Source organism: Qipengyuania profundimaris, assembly GCF_030717945.1.
Classification (GTDB): Bacteria; Pseudomonadota; Alphaproteobacteria; order Sphingomonadales; family Sphingomonadaceae; genus Qipengyuania; species Qipengyuania profundimaris.
Genome location: NZ_JAVAIM010000001.1, coordinates 2,227,683 through 2,241,293 on the forward strand (window position 1 = coordinate 2,227,683; position 13,611 = coordinate 2,241,293).

General features: G+C 61.7%; 14 protein-coding genes. 7 read left to right on the top strand and 7 right to left on the bottom strand.

Features of this window, described 5'->3' with window-relative positions:
• Positions 1-146: 146 nt before the first annotated feature.
• The 5 genes from tuf to Q9K02_RS10965 form a co-directional block, all read right to left on the bottom strand.
• Positions 147-1,322: an elongation factor Tu gene (gene tuf / locus Q9K02_RS10945; RefSeq protein ID WP_305932917.1), complete on the bottom strand. Its 1,176-nt coding sequence runs from the start codon at positions 1,320-1,322 to the stop codon at positions 147-149.
• Positions 1,323-1,413: 91 nt separating this feature from the next.
• On the bottom strand, positions 1,414-3,507 hold the full coding sequence (gene fusA, locus Q9K02_RS10950; RefSeq protein WP_305932918.1) for an elongation factor G: 2,094 nt from the start codon (positions 3,505-3,507) through the stop codon (positions 1,414-1,416).
• Positions 3,508-3,614: 107 nt separating this feature from the next.
• Positions 3,615-4,085: a 30S ribosomal protein S7 gene (gene rpsG, locus Q9K02_RS10955; protein WP_278328288.1), complete on the bottom strand. Its 471-nt coding sequence runs from the start codon at positions 4,083-4,085 to the stop codon at positions 3,615-3,617.
• A 264-nt stretch (positions 4,086-4,349) separates the two neighbouring features.
• On the bottom strand, positions 4,350-4,721 hold the full coding sequence (gene rpsL, locus Q9K02_RS10960) for a 30S ribosomal protein S12 (RefSeq protein ID WP_006831873.1): 372 nt from the start codon (positions 4,719-4,721) through the stop codon (positions 4,350-4,352).
• Positions 4,722-5,124: 403 nt separating this feature from the next.
• Positions 5,125-6,798, bottom strand: a complete 1,674-nt coding sequence (locus Q9K02_RS10965; protein WP_305932919.1) for a P-loop NTPase fold protein — start codon at positions 6,796-6,798, stop codon at positions 5,125-5,127.
• Between the two features lie 342 nt (positions 6,799-7,140).
• On the opposite strand from Q9K02_RS10965, the gene Q9K02_RS10970 reads away from it, so the two are divergent.
• The 7 genes from Q9K02_RS10970 to Q9K02_RS11000 all read left to right on the top strand — a co-directional run bounded on the left by Q9K02_RS10970 (position 7,141) and on the right by Q9K02_RS11000 (position 12,109).
• Positions 7,141-7,302, top strand: a complete 162-nt coding sequence (locus Q9K02_RS10970) for a hypothetical protein (RefSeq protein WP_305932920.1) — start codon at positions 7,141-7,143, stop codon at positions 7,300-7,302.
• 9 nt (positions 7,303-7,311) lie between these two features.
• Positions 7,312-7,590, top strand: coding sequence for a hypothetical protein (locus Q9K02_RS10975; RefSeq protein ID WP_305932921.1), 279 nt, complete (start codon positions 7,312-7,314; stop codon positions 7,588-7,590).
• 162 nt (positions 7,591-7,752) lie between these two features.
• A complete protein-coding gene (locus tag Q9K02_RS10980; protein WP_305932922.1) occupies positions 7,753-8,256 on the top strand; it encodes a hypothetical protein in 504 nt (167 codons plus the stop codon).
• 269 nt (positions 8,257-8,525) lie between these two features.
• Positions 8,526-8,792, top strand: a complete 267-nt coding sequence (locus Q9K02_RS10985; protein WP_305932923.1) for a hypothetical protein — start codon at positions 8,526-8,528, stop codon at positions 8,790-8,792.
• A gap of 277 nt (positions 8,793-9,069) precedes the next feature.
• Complete coding sequence (locus tag Q9K02_RS10990; protein WP_305932924.1) at positions 9,070-10,449, top strand: glycosyltransferase family 2 protein; 1,380 nt, start codon at positions 9,070-9,072, stop codon at positions 10,447-10,449.
• Positions 10,446-11,369: a hypothetical protein gene (locus tag Q9K02_RS10995; RefSeq protein WP_305932925.1), complete on the top strand. Its 924-nt coding sequence runs from the start codon at positions 10,446-10,448 to the stop codon at positions 11,367-11,369. Before Q9K02_RS10990 ends, Q9K02_RS10995 begins: the two co-directional genes overlap by 4 nt.
• Positions 11,370-11,449: 80 nt before the next feature.
• Positions 11,450-12,109 (top strand): GNAT family N-acetyltransferase, encoded by a 660-nt coding sequence (locus Q9K02_RS11000; RefSeq protein WP_305932926.1) that lies wholly within the window; start codon positions 11,450-11,452, stop codon positions 12,107-12,109.
• Here the strand turns inward: Q9K02_RS11000 and Q9K02_RS11005 are convergent.
• On the bottom strand, positions 12,070-12,594 hold the full coding sequence (locus Q9K02_RS11005) for a GNAT family N-acetyltransferase (protein WP_305932927.1): 525 nt from the start codon (positions 12,592-12,594) through the stop codon (positions 12,070-12,072). The genes Q9K02_RS11000 and Q9K02_RS11005 overlap by 40 nt on opposite strands.
• A gap of 153 nt (positions 12,595-12,747) precedes the next feature.
• Complete coding sequence (locus tag Q9K02_RS11010) at positions 12,748-13,533, bottom strand: LysR family transcriptional regulator (RefSeq protein WP_305932928.1); 786 nt, start codon at positions 13,531-13,533, stop codon at positions 12,748-12,750.
• Positions 13,534-13,611: the final 78 nt, after the last annotated feature.

Genomic DNA, 13,611 nt, shown 5'->3' on the forward strand with positions numbered 1-13,611 from the left:
ATCTGGCAACCCCGAAATCCGTGCATTTTGCCGCGCGGTTCCGGGAGGCGACGAAACGTGCAGCACGTTCCGTCATTCGCCCTCATTTAAAGCGAAGGGCCCGCCCTCCCCGAAGGAAGGACGGGCCCTGCTGTGTCGTTTGCGACTTACTTCTGGATCGAAGCAACCACGCCCGAGCCGACGGTGCGGCCGCCTTCGCGGATAGCGAAGCGCAGGCCTTCGTCCATGGCGATCGGAGCGATCAGCTTGACCGAGATGGTCACGTTGTCGCCCGGCATGACCATTTCCGTGCCTTCGGGAAGGATCACTTCGCCGGTGACGTCGGTGGTGCGGAAGTAGAACTGCGGACGATAGTTCGCGAAGAACGGCGTGTGACGGCCGCCTTCGTCCTTCGACAGGACGTAGACTTCGGCGCTGAACTCGGTGTGCGGCGTAACCGAACCCGGCTTCGCCAGAACCTGGCCACGCTCGACGTCTTCACGGCCGACGCCGCGGATCAGGGCACCGATGTTGTCGCCGGCTTCACCGCGATCGAGCAGTTTGCGGAACATTTCGACGCCGGTGACGGTCGTCTTGCTGGTATCCTTGATGCCGACGATTTCGACTTCGTCGCCAACGTTCACGACGCCGGTTTCGACACGGCCGGTGACAACCGTACCGCGACCCGAGATCGAGAACACGTCTTCGATCGGCATCAGGAAGTCCTTGTCGACCGGGCGGTCGGGAGTCGGGATGTGCTCGTCGACGGCAGCCATCAGTTCCTTGATGCTGTTTTCGCCGATTTCTTCGTCGCGACCTTCGAGAGCAGCCAGAGCTGAACCCTTGACGATCGGAATGTTGTCGCCGTCGAAGTCGTACGAGCTGAGCAGCTCACGCACTTCCAGTTCGACGAGCTCGAGGATTTCCTCGTCGTCGACCTGGTCGACCTTGTTCATGTACACGACGAGAGCCGGAACGCCGACCTGGCGCGCAAGCAGGATGTGCTCGCGGGTCTGCGGCATCGGGCCGTCGGCTGCGTTCACGACCAGGATCGCGCCGTCCATCTGGGCGGCACCGGTGATCATGTTCTTCACGTAGTCGGCGTGACCCGGGCAGTCGACGTGCGCATAGTGGCGGTTGTCGGTTTCGTACTCGACATGGGCGGTCGAGATGGTGATGCCGCGCTCACGCTCTTCGGGCGCCTTGTCGATGTTTGCGAAATCGACGGCCGAACCCATGACCTTGGTGATTGCCGCGGTCAGCGTGGTCTTGCCGTGGTCGACGTGACCGATGGTGCCGACGTTAACGTGCGGCTTATTACGCTCGAACTTTTCCTTCGCCATTTTCCAATAACCTCTAATCTGAAAGTGAATTTCTGCGGGTTGGAAACGGCGCCCGCGGAATCAGGCGCCGCCCCTAGACGGAGATGCTGCCTTAGGCAAGCTTCTCCTTGACTTCCTGAGCCACGTTCGCCGGAACTTCGTCGTAGTGGCTGAACTGCATCGAGTACTGTGCGCGGCCCTGGGTGAACGAACGCAGCTCGTTCACGTAACCGAACATGTTCGCGAGCGGCACGTTGGCTTCGACCGCCTGGGCGTTGCCGCGGCTATCGGTGCCCTGGATCTGGCCACGACGCGAGTTCAGGTCGCCGATGACATCGCCAAGGTAATCCTCGGGAGTCACGACCTCAACCTTCATGATCGGCTCGAGCAGCTTGATGCCGGCCCGGTCGGCCACTTCGCGCATCGCACCGCGACCGGCGATTTCGAACGCGATCGCGCTCGAGTCGACGTCATGGTACGCACCGTCGTACAGGTTCACCGTGAAGTCGATGATCGGGAAGCCGACGAGGTGGCCGCTTTCGGCCTGTTCACGGAAGCCCTTCTCGATGGCCGGGATGTATTCCTTCGGAATGTTACCGCCCTTGATCTCGTCTTCGAACACGAAGCCCTGGCCGCGCTCGCCCGGGGTGACCTTGACCTTGACGCGACCGAACTGGCCCGAACCACCCGACTGCTTCTTGTGGGTGTAGTCCACGTCCACCGGCTTGCCGAGATATTCGCGATAAGCAACCTGCGGTGCGCCGACATTGGCTTCGACCTTGAATTCGCGCTTCATGCGATCGACGAGGATGTCGAGGTGAAGCTCTCCCATGCCCTTGATGATCGTCTGACCGCTTTCGTGGTCGGTGGTGACGCGGAAGCTCGGATCCTCGGCAGCCAGGCGGTTGAGGGCGACGCCCATCTTTTCTTGGTCGGCCTTGGTCTTGGGTTCCACGGACAGTTCGATGACCGGCTCGGGGAATTCCATACGCTCGAGGATAATCGGCTTGGACGCATCGCACAGCGTGTCGCCGGTCGTCGTTTCCTTCAGACCTGCGATCGCGACGATGTCGCCGGCAAATGCCTCGTCGATGTCCTCGCGGTTGTTGGAGTGCATCAGCAGCATGCGGCCGATCTTTTCCTTCTTCTCCTTCACCGAGTTCAGGACGCTGCCCTTGGACAGCTGGCCCGAATAGATGCGGGTGAAGGTGAGCGATCCGACGAACGGGTCGTTCATGATCTTGAACGCCAGCGCGGCAAAGGGCGCATCGTCCGAAGACGGACGGGTCGCTTCTTCGTCGCTGTCGGGCAGGACGCCCTTGATGGCCGGAACGTCGAGGGGGCTCGGCATGTAATCGACAACGGCGTCGAGCAGGGGCTGCACGCCCTTGTTCTTGAACGCCGAGCCGCACAGCACGGGCACGAAATCGCGGTTCATGGTACCCTTGCGGATGAGACGCTTGAGCGTCGCCGCGTCGGGCTCGTTGCCCTCGAGGTACTGTTCCATCACGTCGTCGTCCTGCTCGACGGCAGTCTCGACCAGCTTTTCGCGATATTCGGCGGCCTTGTCGGCGAGATCGGCGGGGATGTCGACATAGTCGAACTTCGCGCCGAGGTCTTCCGCCTGCCAAACGATGCCGCGCATGTTGACGAGGTCGACCACGCCCTGAAGGTCGCTTTCCGCGCCGATCGGGAGATAGAGGACCAGCGGGTTCGCGCCGAGGCGGTCGATGATCGACTGCACGCAGTAATAGAAGTCTGCGCCGGTGCGGTCCAATTTATTCACGAAGCACATCCGGGGGACGCCGTATTTGTCGGCCTGGCGCCAGACGGTTTCGGATTGCGGTTCTACACCGGCAACTCCGTCGAACACGGCGACCGCGCCGTCGAGGACGCGCAGGCTGCGTTCGACTTCGATGGTGAAGTCGACGTGGCCTGGGGTGTCGATGATGTTGATGCGGTGCTTGGGGCCTTCGCCGTCTTCGGCCGACCAGAAGGTGGTCGTCGCAGCCGACGTGATGGTGATGCCGCGTTCCTGCTCCTGCTCCATCCAGTCCATGGTCGCGGCGCCGTCGTGGACTTCGCCGATCTTGTAGGATTTGCCGGTGTAGTAGAGGATGCGTTCGGTCGTGGTGGTCTTGCCGGCATCGATGTGGGCCATGATGCCGATATTGCGGTACCGCTCCAGCGGATATTCGCGGGCCATGTGGAATTCCTCGTAAGTCGGGGGTGAGCTAACTCGACCCCCATGTAGGGATTAGTGCGACAGTTTCGAGACCGGGAGCACGCCCCCGGCCTCAAACATGCCCCGCCTTACCAGCGGTAGTGGCTGAAGGCGCGGTTCGCATCCGCCATGCGGTGCGTGTCTTCGCGCTTCTTGACGGCGTTGCCGCGGTTGTTCGACGCATCCATCAGCTCGCCCGACAGGCGTGCGGCCATGGTGGTCTCCGGACGGCCGCGCGCAGCGGTGATCAACCAGCGGATCGCCAGCGCCTGGGCACGCTCGGGACGCACCTCGACTGGCACCTGGTAGGTCGCACCGCCGACACGGCGGCTGCGCACTTCGACCTGCGGCTTGATGTTGTCGAGCGCTGCATGGAACAGCTCGACCGGATTGGCCTTGGCCTTGGCTTCGACCGTGTCGAGCGCGGTATACACGATACCTTCGGCAACGGCCTTTTTACCGTCGAGCATGAGGTTGTTCATGAACTTCGACAGGACCTGATCACCGAACTTCGGATCAGGCAGGATCTCCCGCTTCTCGGGACGACGACGACGTGACATTGCTTTAACTCCTTCGGAGTGCGCCCCGACATCCGTCGGGGCTTGCGGTGCCAGCCCTCTCCCCCGCCCGGCCACCCAGAGACTACCTTCGTATGGTGTCCGGGCGGAGGAGAGGACTGTCCCCGCGTTGAAACCTCTGGGTTCGGTGCCGGTCCGCTTCCCCTCCCGACCATCCTATCGGACAATCCCATGGGTGGTCGGGAGGGGGAGCGGGCCGGTGCCGAAGCTGACGACGGATGTCGTCAGCGCACCCAACAAAAACCCTTACTTCGGCCGCTTCGCCCCATACTTGGAACGGCTCTGCTTGCGGTCCTTCACGCCCTGCGTGTCGAGCACGCCGCGCAGCACGTGATAACGCACGCCGGGAAGGTCGCGCACACGGCCGCCGCGGATCAGCACGACGCTGTGTTCCTGCAGGTTGTGGCCTTCGCCCGGGATGTAGGAGATGACTTCGCGCTGGTTGGTCAGGCGGACCTTGGCAACTTTACGCAGAGCCGAGTTCGGCTTCTTCGGGGTCGTCGTATAGACGCGGGTGCAAACGCCGCGCTTCTGCGGGTTCTGCTCCATCGCAGGGACCTTGGACTTGGCCTTCTGCGGAACGCGGCCCTTGCGGACCAGCTGGTTGATCGTCGGCATAGATTCTCTTCTCTTCACCGTTTGCCCGACCCGGATGGGTCAAAGCGTGAATGGTGACGACTAGGGGTTTCGGAATGAATTGTTCGGGGTCTCGCGCTTTCGTCATCCCGGACTTGATCCGGGACAAGGCTAACAAGGACACCGCGCTCTTTGCGCGTCACCCTGCACCAGCACGAGCCTGAAACACTCCACCCACCGGCCCCACGGCCACCGGGTTACTTTGACGGCTGCCCACCGGCGAGAGGGATACCCCCGCCGCAATAGAAAAGAGCCCGAGTGCATGACGCACCAGGCCCCGGGACATGACCGGCAATGTTCAGCTCTATCTGACCGACGGTGGACGAATCCAACACCGGATGGCCGCGCACTTAGGGGGAATGGGAGGTGGGGTCAAGGGAGGTGGTTAGTTGGCATCTTCTCTTGGGAGCAATCGCTCTGCCCGCAATTTCTTTTCTACGCTAGGTGATCGATGCGAAATTTCTACAAAGGCCGCCTGCAGCCTTTCTCCGAATGGCTGATATTGGTCATCTTGGGACCCAACAAATGTCCGCAAGAAACGCAGATTTCGCGTCAAATCTTCGCCCTCCAATTCATCGATCATCGTGACGAGTTGCTGGACATTCAACGTGTTGAGCAATTGGATATCTCGCCGGCCCCAACCACTGTCCTCTGTCATTTTCTTTATGATATCTGATGGACGACGATTATCGACGAAGGTATCTTTCAATCTATCGACTTCTGCTTGAAATCGAGGGTTCGCCCGCCCCTCTAGCCAAAGGAAATGATCATCTTCGAGTTGCCTAAAGTCGAAATCTCTCTCGGCAAAATACACCTTGGCCGCATCATTGGCAGCGTCTTCGAAGCCGAGTTCGTCCATCAAATTTAAGGTCCCGCTAGCATTCGATGGGCTGATAGCTTCGGGCATACTTTTCATGGCTTCCGAAAGGGTACTGACGATATCAGCTGGTTCATGGCGCAGATTGCTATGGAAAGATTCCCAAGCTTTAGAAAACTCATTCTCCAAACCGTGCAGAATGCGATGTTTGCGAGAGTCCTCAAGGGCCCGTTCTAACTTCGCTTCCTCAACATATCCTTTCTCGACGGCATCAATGAGCAACAAATCGACGTCGTCGGTTGCAAGATAACCAGCAGCCTTTACCTGCTGCACCCAGTCCTTCTCTTGCTCTTCGCCATCATTGACAAACGAGAACGTATTAAAGCTTCTCAACCCCTGCAGCGCACCCGTATCTGACACGCCGAACCGCAGATACGCCGCTACCGCGATAGTGTGAGCAAACTGACGCTTCTCATGGTCAGGATGATCTTCAATTAAACATAGATTGTAGATGCGCTCGATCTTTTTGATTATGCGAATATTGTTGCAGCTAACAGCTTTCATAACTTTTCTAATCTGCTCACGAGCTACCCCGTCGACTTCTAAAGCGATTCCTAGCGCTTCGTCAGGGCTAGGAGCAAAGACAACATTGGAGTGAACAACTTTCTCGAACTGCTCGCGAAAGGCATTATGGTCTTGTTCATCGTCAAATTTATCGTCGTTAAGAAGAATAACGACCTTACAATCTCTTTCTTCATTGAGGTAGTGAGCGAGGCCAAGTACATCTTTGATAGAAATATCTGCTCCGGCTCGCTCCAAATCGTCAAAGCATATCAGTCTATTCCTAATCGCCGCGAATGACAGTTCTTCCAATAAGCTGGAAACAGCAGACCCTTTATTGCCAAAAACCGCGCCAAATGCGCCGAGATTTCCCTTTATACCATCAAAAACCTTGCTGAGCTGGCCGGACACCGTCTCTTCGTCTGACTTCCTCAATGGTTCAGTTGTCGAAACAGTTTTTCTAAATATTTCTCTTTTCACTTCTTCATATGTCTTAAGTCCGAAAAGTGAAACATATGAATATGATTCAGCTTTTATTTTTTTATCTGAGCCAATTTCTTGGACAATTTTGCGCCAAGTGAACGTTTTCCCAACGCCCCAAGCTCCGCTAATACAAAGAACGGCGTTCTCATCAGAGGTTAAAAAGCGTTCAATCTCGGCGATGACATATTCGGTGGACATGTGCTCTCCAATATATTCCTTCACGCGCTATGTAGCACGACTGCTCTCCAAAGCCTCAGTTTAGGCGCTCAGGTTATCGGCAATTTCCTTCGCGCCGAAGTTACTTTTCAACTATCGAAGTCCCCAATTAAAGACCGTCTCGTTGAACGCATTTTTTCTGGCTTCGTGTATCCGCCGGGCGGATCGGATTTGCGCGCTATTTGGCTTTCTCGCATAACCTCGGGCGGGCGGTTGCCCTTGCCTCGCCAGCGGCTCGGTGATTTCGCCAGATAGTGAGACACTCGCCCGAGCTTCGGAACCCTCCCCCGCCCCTCACCCGTTGGTTCCGGCAAGGAGAACGCCATGCCCACACCACCGGACCGAAACGACGAACCCATCCACCATGATGCCGATAAGGCTCGCGGGGCGGAGATTATTCTGACCAAGCGTCGCAGCCGGGCGATCTTCATCGCCGGGCTGGTCGGCTTCGTGCTGCTGGCACTGATATTCGGGTTGTTGAGCTAGGAAGGCAGCGTGGCCGAGGACACCTCGCTCTACCTGATCTGGCACGATCCCGGGGCCGCGCCGGCGGAGCCGTTCGACATGCATGGCGATGCGCACCCGCTGGCCAAGGGCCTATGGCTGGTGCGCTCCCACCTCACCCGCTCCAGGCTCTACCACCGGATCAAATGGCAATTGCCCGATGGCACCGCCCTCGCCTGCGCGCCGCTGGCGGACAATCCCGACGGCTGGCCCAAGTTCAAGGGGATGGAAGCGGGCGCGCTGGCGTGGCTAAAGGCTGGCGGGGCGTAGGGGCGAAAGCGTTTTCCTACTTCGCAGTTTTTTGTTTTCGTCCCTCAAACGCCGGGCGCGACGCATCCGCGTCGCTTGGCTTCCTCGCATAAGCTCGGGCGGGCGGTCGCCCTTGCCTCGCCTGCGGCTCGGTTGATTTCGCCAGTTTGAGAGGTTCAGCTTTTGTCAGACCGCCCCACCCCCACCCGCGCCACTCCACGCCAGGCGACCTCCGCCGTCGCCTACACCTCCGACCTGCCGGAGGAGGACGACCCGCTCCTCGCCTTCACCCCCTATCTCCACAAGCAGCCGCGCCGTAATTCGATCACGCCCGATCTCCAGCGGCGCTTCGTCGCCACGCTGGCGGCGACCGGGATCGTCGTGCAGGCGGCGCGCTCCATCGGGAAGAGCATGGAGGCGCTCTACAAGCTGCGGAAACTGCCCGGGGCGGAAGGCTTCGCGGCGGCGTGGGACGAGGCGGTGGAATACGGCGTGTGGCGATTGGAGGATTGCGCGACGGAGCGGGCGCTGGCCGAGGGGTTCTCCAACCCGCGGGCCAATTCGCTATTGTGTTTCATCCTCGCCTATCGCGGCCAGTATCGCGAGGACATGCGGCGCATCGTCCCCGGCCACCCGCTCTACGAAAACATCCGCGACGAGGTGCTGGCGGAAGAAGGGCTGGTCTGACGCCCTCGCCGCCCGGCGGGACAGTCTGGCGCGGGGGCGACCTGGAGGGAGCGCGTCCGATCTGCGCGCAAGCTTCACTCGGCCGGGCGAGGTAGCGCCAGCATCGCGAAAGCGGGGCAAAGGTTAACGACTATGGTTAACGACCGACGAGATGGTGCACTGCAGCGATGAACTGCATTACCTGCCTGCATCCAACAGGGTAACCGGCGGGTTTCTTCTCCTCCACAACGAACCAGGGCGCGGCCAACCGCGAAGAACAAGGGTCCATTATGAACGATGTGCAGTCAGGCGAGGCCGACTACGATTACGGCAAAACGCGCGCCGGCGGCGTATTCGCCCTCGCCGGGGTAGCTGCGGCGTTGGCGCTGCTGCTGGTCTGGGGGGCCTGGTCGACGCTGGAAGACGCGACCCGCGAACACAGGCTGGCCGAACCGCCGGACCTTAAAAACGTGGTCGAGAAGGTCGAGGACAAGGCACATGCCGCTGCCGACCGGATCGAGCGCGAGGGCAGCGCGGCGGCACGGGATGCCGAGTGATCCCGCCGGCTCAGAAACCAATCAGCGCGGCAGCCGCATTCCCACCGAGCACGACCAGAGCGAGCGCCCCGTCGATAAGGCGGTTGGCAAGCGTGTCGTACATGGAAAATCCCCTTGGCTTCGGGATCACCATGGCAGTGCGGGTTTAGCGAAGTGTTCGGGATCAGGGTTATCCAGCCGTTAACCATAGTCGACTGAATTTGCTGGAACTTTTGTTCGCTCTGGAAGCTGCGACAACAAACCGGATCGCATCAGGGAAAAGACGGGCTTAAACTACATGACCGAAATCGCCGCCCCCTCCCCTGCCGGCGGAAGCGCCCCGCTCAGCCGCAAATACTGGGACCAGCGCGACCGCAAGTCGGCCCTGCGCTTCACGGTGTCGATCGCATTGGCCATGGCCTGGGTGGTGTTCAGCATCTGGCTGTCGCTGCCCTGGCTGAGCGACCTCGGCGATCTGAGCCATCCGATCGTCGCGCTGTTCGTGCTGGCCTTCGTCGCCTATGTGCCGGGGTTCATGAACGCCTTCCTGCTGTTCAGCCTGGTGTTCCGCCCCGATCCGCTGCGCCGCACACCCGCACACTGGCCCTCGCTCAGCATCCTGATCGCCGCCTATAACGAAGAGGCGCTGATCGGAGAGACATTGCGGAGCCTGTCGGAACTCGAATATCCCGGCAAGCTGCAGATCATGGTGCTCGACGACGGCTCGACCGACGGCACGGCCGATGCGGTGCGCGCACAGGAGGCGCTGTTCGCAGGCCACCCGCGCATGGAACTGCAACTTGTGAGCGAGCGAAAGAACCGGGGCAAGGCGCGCGTCCTCAATCACGGCCTGAAGCTCGCTTCGCACGACCTCATCGTCACCATCGACGCCGACACGCTGCTGGAGAAGGGTTGCCTCGTCTCGCTGGTCGAACACCTCCATGCCAGCCCGCCAGAAACCAAGGCGATCGCCGGATCGGTGCTGGTCGCGAACCACGACGAAAGTTGGGTCACGCGGGCACAGCAGTGGGATTATTTCCACGGCATCGCCGCCGTAAAGCGCATGCAGGGCATGTATAACGGCACGCTGGTCGCACAGGGCGCGTTCTCGATCTATCGCAAGGACGCGCTGATAGAGGCAGGCGGCTGGCCGGACACAGTGGGCGAGGATATCGTGCTGACGTGGTCTCTGCTCCGCAAGGGCTACAAGACCGGCCACGCGGAAGACGCCGTGGCCTGGACGCACGCTCCCGAGACGTTCAAGGGCCTGGCCAAACAGCGCAAGCGCTGGGCCCGCGGCATGATCGAGGCGCTGGCGATCCACAAACCACTGCTCAAGATGCGCAAGTTGCGCACCATGTTCATCTGGTGGAACCTGCTGTTCGTCAGCATCGACCTGACCTTCACCTTTGCCTTCATCCCCGGACTGATCCTGGCATTGCTGGGTATTTTCTGGCTGGCGGGGCCGATCACCCTGCTGGTGCTGCCACTGGCGGCGCTGTGGAACATCGTCATCTATCGCATCCAGACCCGGATGCTGAAACGCAACGACATCGAAATGGAGAAAAGCCTGCCCGGCTTTCTCCTCTATGCCTTCATCTATCCGCTGCTGATGCAGCCGGTTTCGGTGTGGGGCTATTTCGCCGAACTATTCGGAGGCCGCAAACAGTGGAATTGAGATACAAGAGCGCAATCGCGGCAGTCACGCTGGCAACGGCGATGCCTGCTGCGCTCGCGGCACAGGACATTGAGCCGGGTCCCGCGGTCGGGGCCGAGGTCTTCGCCTCCAGCGATAGCGACGACACCGACATCCTGCGCACCGCAATCGACTTCGACCTGCGCAATGCGGGCGAGAACGACCGGATCGGCGTCCGCGTCGAGAAAGCGTGGTACGACCCTTCAGGTACGGGCACGCGCGAGCGCGAGCGCGTGTTCGGACGCTTCGCGACTACCAGCGGCGACTGGGACATTGCGATACTGGCCGGCACCGACGGCCATACGATCATCGGCTCCGCGTCCGCTCACGACAATTCCGCGTTTCGCAAGGAAGTCTTCATCGAGCGCGACGTGGTCGAAACGCAGCGCGGGCTGGACGAGGATATCTATTCCACCTTCATCGGCGCGGCGATCGACTTGCCGTTGAACGAGCGAAACATCGTCACGGTGCTGGGCGGCGTGCAGGAGTTCACCGGTGACAACCTTCGCCTTCATGCGCGGGCGAACTACGTGCACGTGGTCAAACCCGAATGGGGCCTGAGCTTGCAACTGCGGGGGCGTTACTTCCGCGACAGCGATCCGGGCGAGTTCGATTACTATTCACCGCGCTGGTACGCGCAGGCCCTGCCCGTGGTGCAACTGCGCCGCTTCGTCGGCGGCTGGGAACTCGTCGGGGCCGGGGGCATCGGGGCGCAGCGCGATGCCAATACGGATTGGCGCCAATCGAACTTTGCCCACCTCCGTTTCCACAGCCCGCGAAATGCCCAGAACTGGACCGCGTTCGGCGACGTGACCTACACCGATACGCCTTCCAACACGGCGACGATCGGGTCCGGCTACGACTATATTCAAGGCAGGATCGGCGTGATGCGACGGTTCTGACGGCAAGCGCTCACGGCGATAGCCTCGCCACGCCCGCCGGCTCGGAGTATAGTGCCCGCACAAACTGAAAAGTGCGCACCATGGACCATGCCAATACATCCGGAACGAAAACCCGCTGGAGCGGCGCGTGCGGCGATGCTTCCATCCAGACGCGGCTGGAGGACGGGCGGCGAATCTGCATCCGCACGGTGACGCCGGCCGACGAGGCGCGGCTGCGCGCCGGGATCGCGCGGATGAGCCCGCGCTCGCGCTATTTGCGCTTCTTCTCCGGCGCGACGAGCCCGCCCGACTGGGTGATCGAGCGGCTGCTGGATGCCGACGGCACGCTCCACCTTGCCTGGGGGGCGATCGACCTGTCGGACCCGGAGGAGCCAGCGATGGCGGTGGTCCATGCGATGCGGCCCGATGCGGCGGACCGGGTGATGGAGTTCTCGGTCGGCGTGGTGGACGCTTACCACGGGCTCGGCCTCGGACGGCTGCTGACGGCGACGCTGCTGCTGGATGCGGCAGACGAGGCGGTCGATGCGTTCAGCGCGCATGTGCTGGCGGAAAACGACGCTGCGCGCGGCTTCATCCGCAGGCTGGGGGCGGAGCGTGTTGGGAGCCAAGGGCCGGAGACGGAGTACCGGCTGGAGGTCGCCCCGGCGCTCGCCAAGCTGCGGGGGGAGACGGACCCGCCGGGTCTGGCGGACGTATTCGCTTACTTCGACCGTCTGGAGTCGGAGGCGAGCAGGCCGTAGACCGCGACGTCGCACAGGCCCTTGTGCGTGGTCTCGTGCTCGCGAAACAGCGCCTCGCGGGTGAACCCGAGCCGTTCGAGCAGGCGGATCGAGGGGGTGTTCTCGACATCCACCTCGGCGATGATCTTGCGGGTGCCGGAGTTCAGCAGGTGCTCTACAAGCACAGCGGTGCATTCGCACGCGACGCCCTCGCCCTGCCGGTCGATGCAGGTGATGTAGCCGATCTCCAGCACGCCTTCCTCATGGGCAGGCACGGCGACGAAGCGGCCCGCCACCCGGCCATCGCCATCCTCCGCAATCCAGGTGCGCCCCGGCCAATCGGGTTCGGCGAGCCAGCCCCACAGCTCCTCCGCCGAGGCGAAGGCTGGACGTGAGAGATAGAGGCACTGGGCCTCGTCGCCCAGCGTGGGGAACAGCGCCTGCTCATCGCCTGCGCGCAAGGGACGCAGGGTGAAGCGCTCGGTCTGCAATTGGGCCTCGGTCATGGCGCGCGTTGATAACCGAGGCACCAGCCGAGGCAAGGCCGGGAGCGAAGGCGAAGCCGCAGCTGGCCAAAGGCCACCTGCACGGCCGCCCGCAGCGGGTGCAGCTTGCTGCGCGTGTAGCGAGGATGCAGCCGCGGATGCGGCTGCGAAAAACTAGGATGTCAGGAAGGCGACGAGGGCCTTGACCTTCTTCGTGCGCCATTGCGGCGTCGGGGCGACCAGCCAGTAGGCGCGCGTGCCCGGTTCCGGCCCGTCGAGCAGTTCCAGCCGCCCGGCCTCGATCGCGTCTTTGGCCAGCAGTTCGGGCAGGATCGCCCGGCCGAGCCCCGCCATCGCGGAGGACAGCGCCTGCCCGGCATTGCTCACCGTGACATGCGCCGGCTGGCCGTCCTGCAGCGGCAGGCCCCAGTCGATCCAGCGATCGGGCGCACCGGGGGCAGCCACCGTTACGCGGCGCGCGGCGGCGAGTTCGACCCCTTGCAGATCGCCCGGCCCGTCCACCAACCGGATCGCGAAGTCGAGATTGACCTCGGTGAAATCGGCATTCTCGTCGGGCACGAAAGTGAAGCTGATATCGGGGTTCTCGGCCGTGTATTTCGCCAGCCGCGGGGCGAGCCATTGCGCATAGAATTCGCGCGGCACGGCGATGGTGTAGCTGTCGTTCGCCTGCCCTGCCTGCATGGCGGAGACGCTCTCCTCGAACTTGAGAAAGCCTTCACGCAGCGCATCGAGCCCGGCCGCGCCTTCCTGCGTCAGTTCCAGCCCCTTGCTGGTACGCCGGAACAGCACCGTGCCGAGGTGATCCTCCAGCGCGCGGATCTGCTGGCCGACGGCGGCGGGCGTCACCGCTAACTCGTCCGCAGCGCGGGTGAACGAGAGGTGCCGCGCGGCGGCATCGTATACGCGCAAGGCGTTCAAGGGCAGGTGCGTGCGCTTCATCAGGCAGGCGACTTAGGCAATGCTGCGCTGCCGCACAAGTCGCTGCGGTTCGGGAGAAGCTTGTCACAGGGCTGCAAC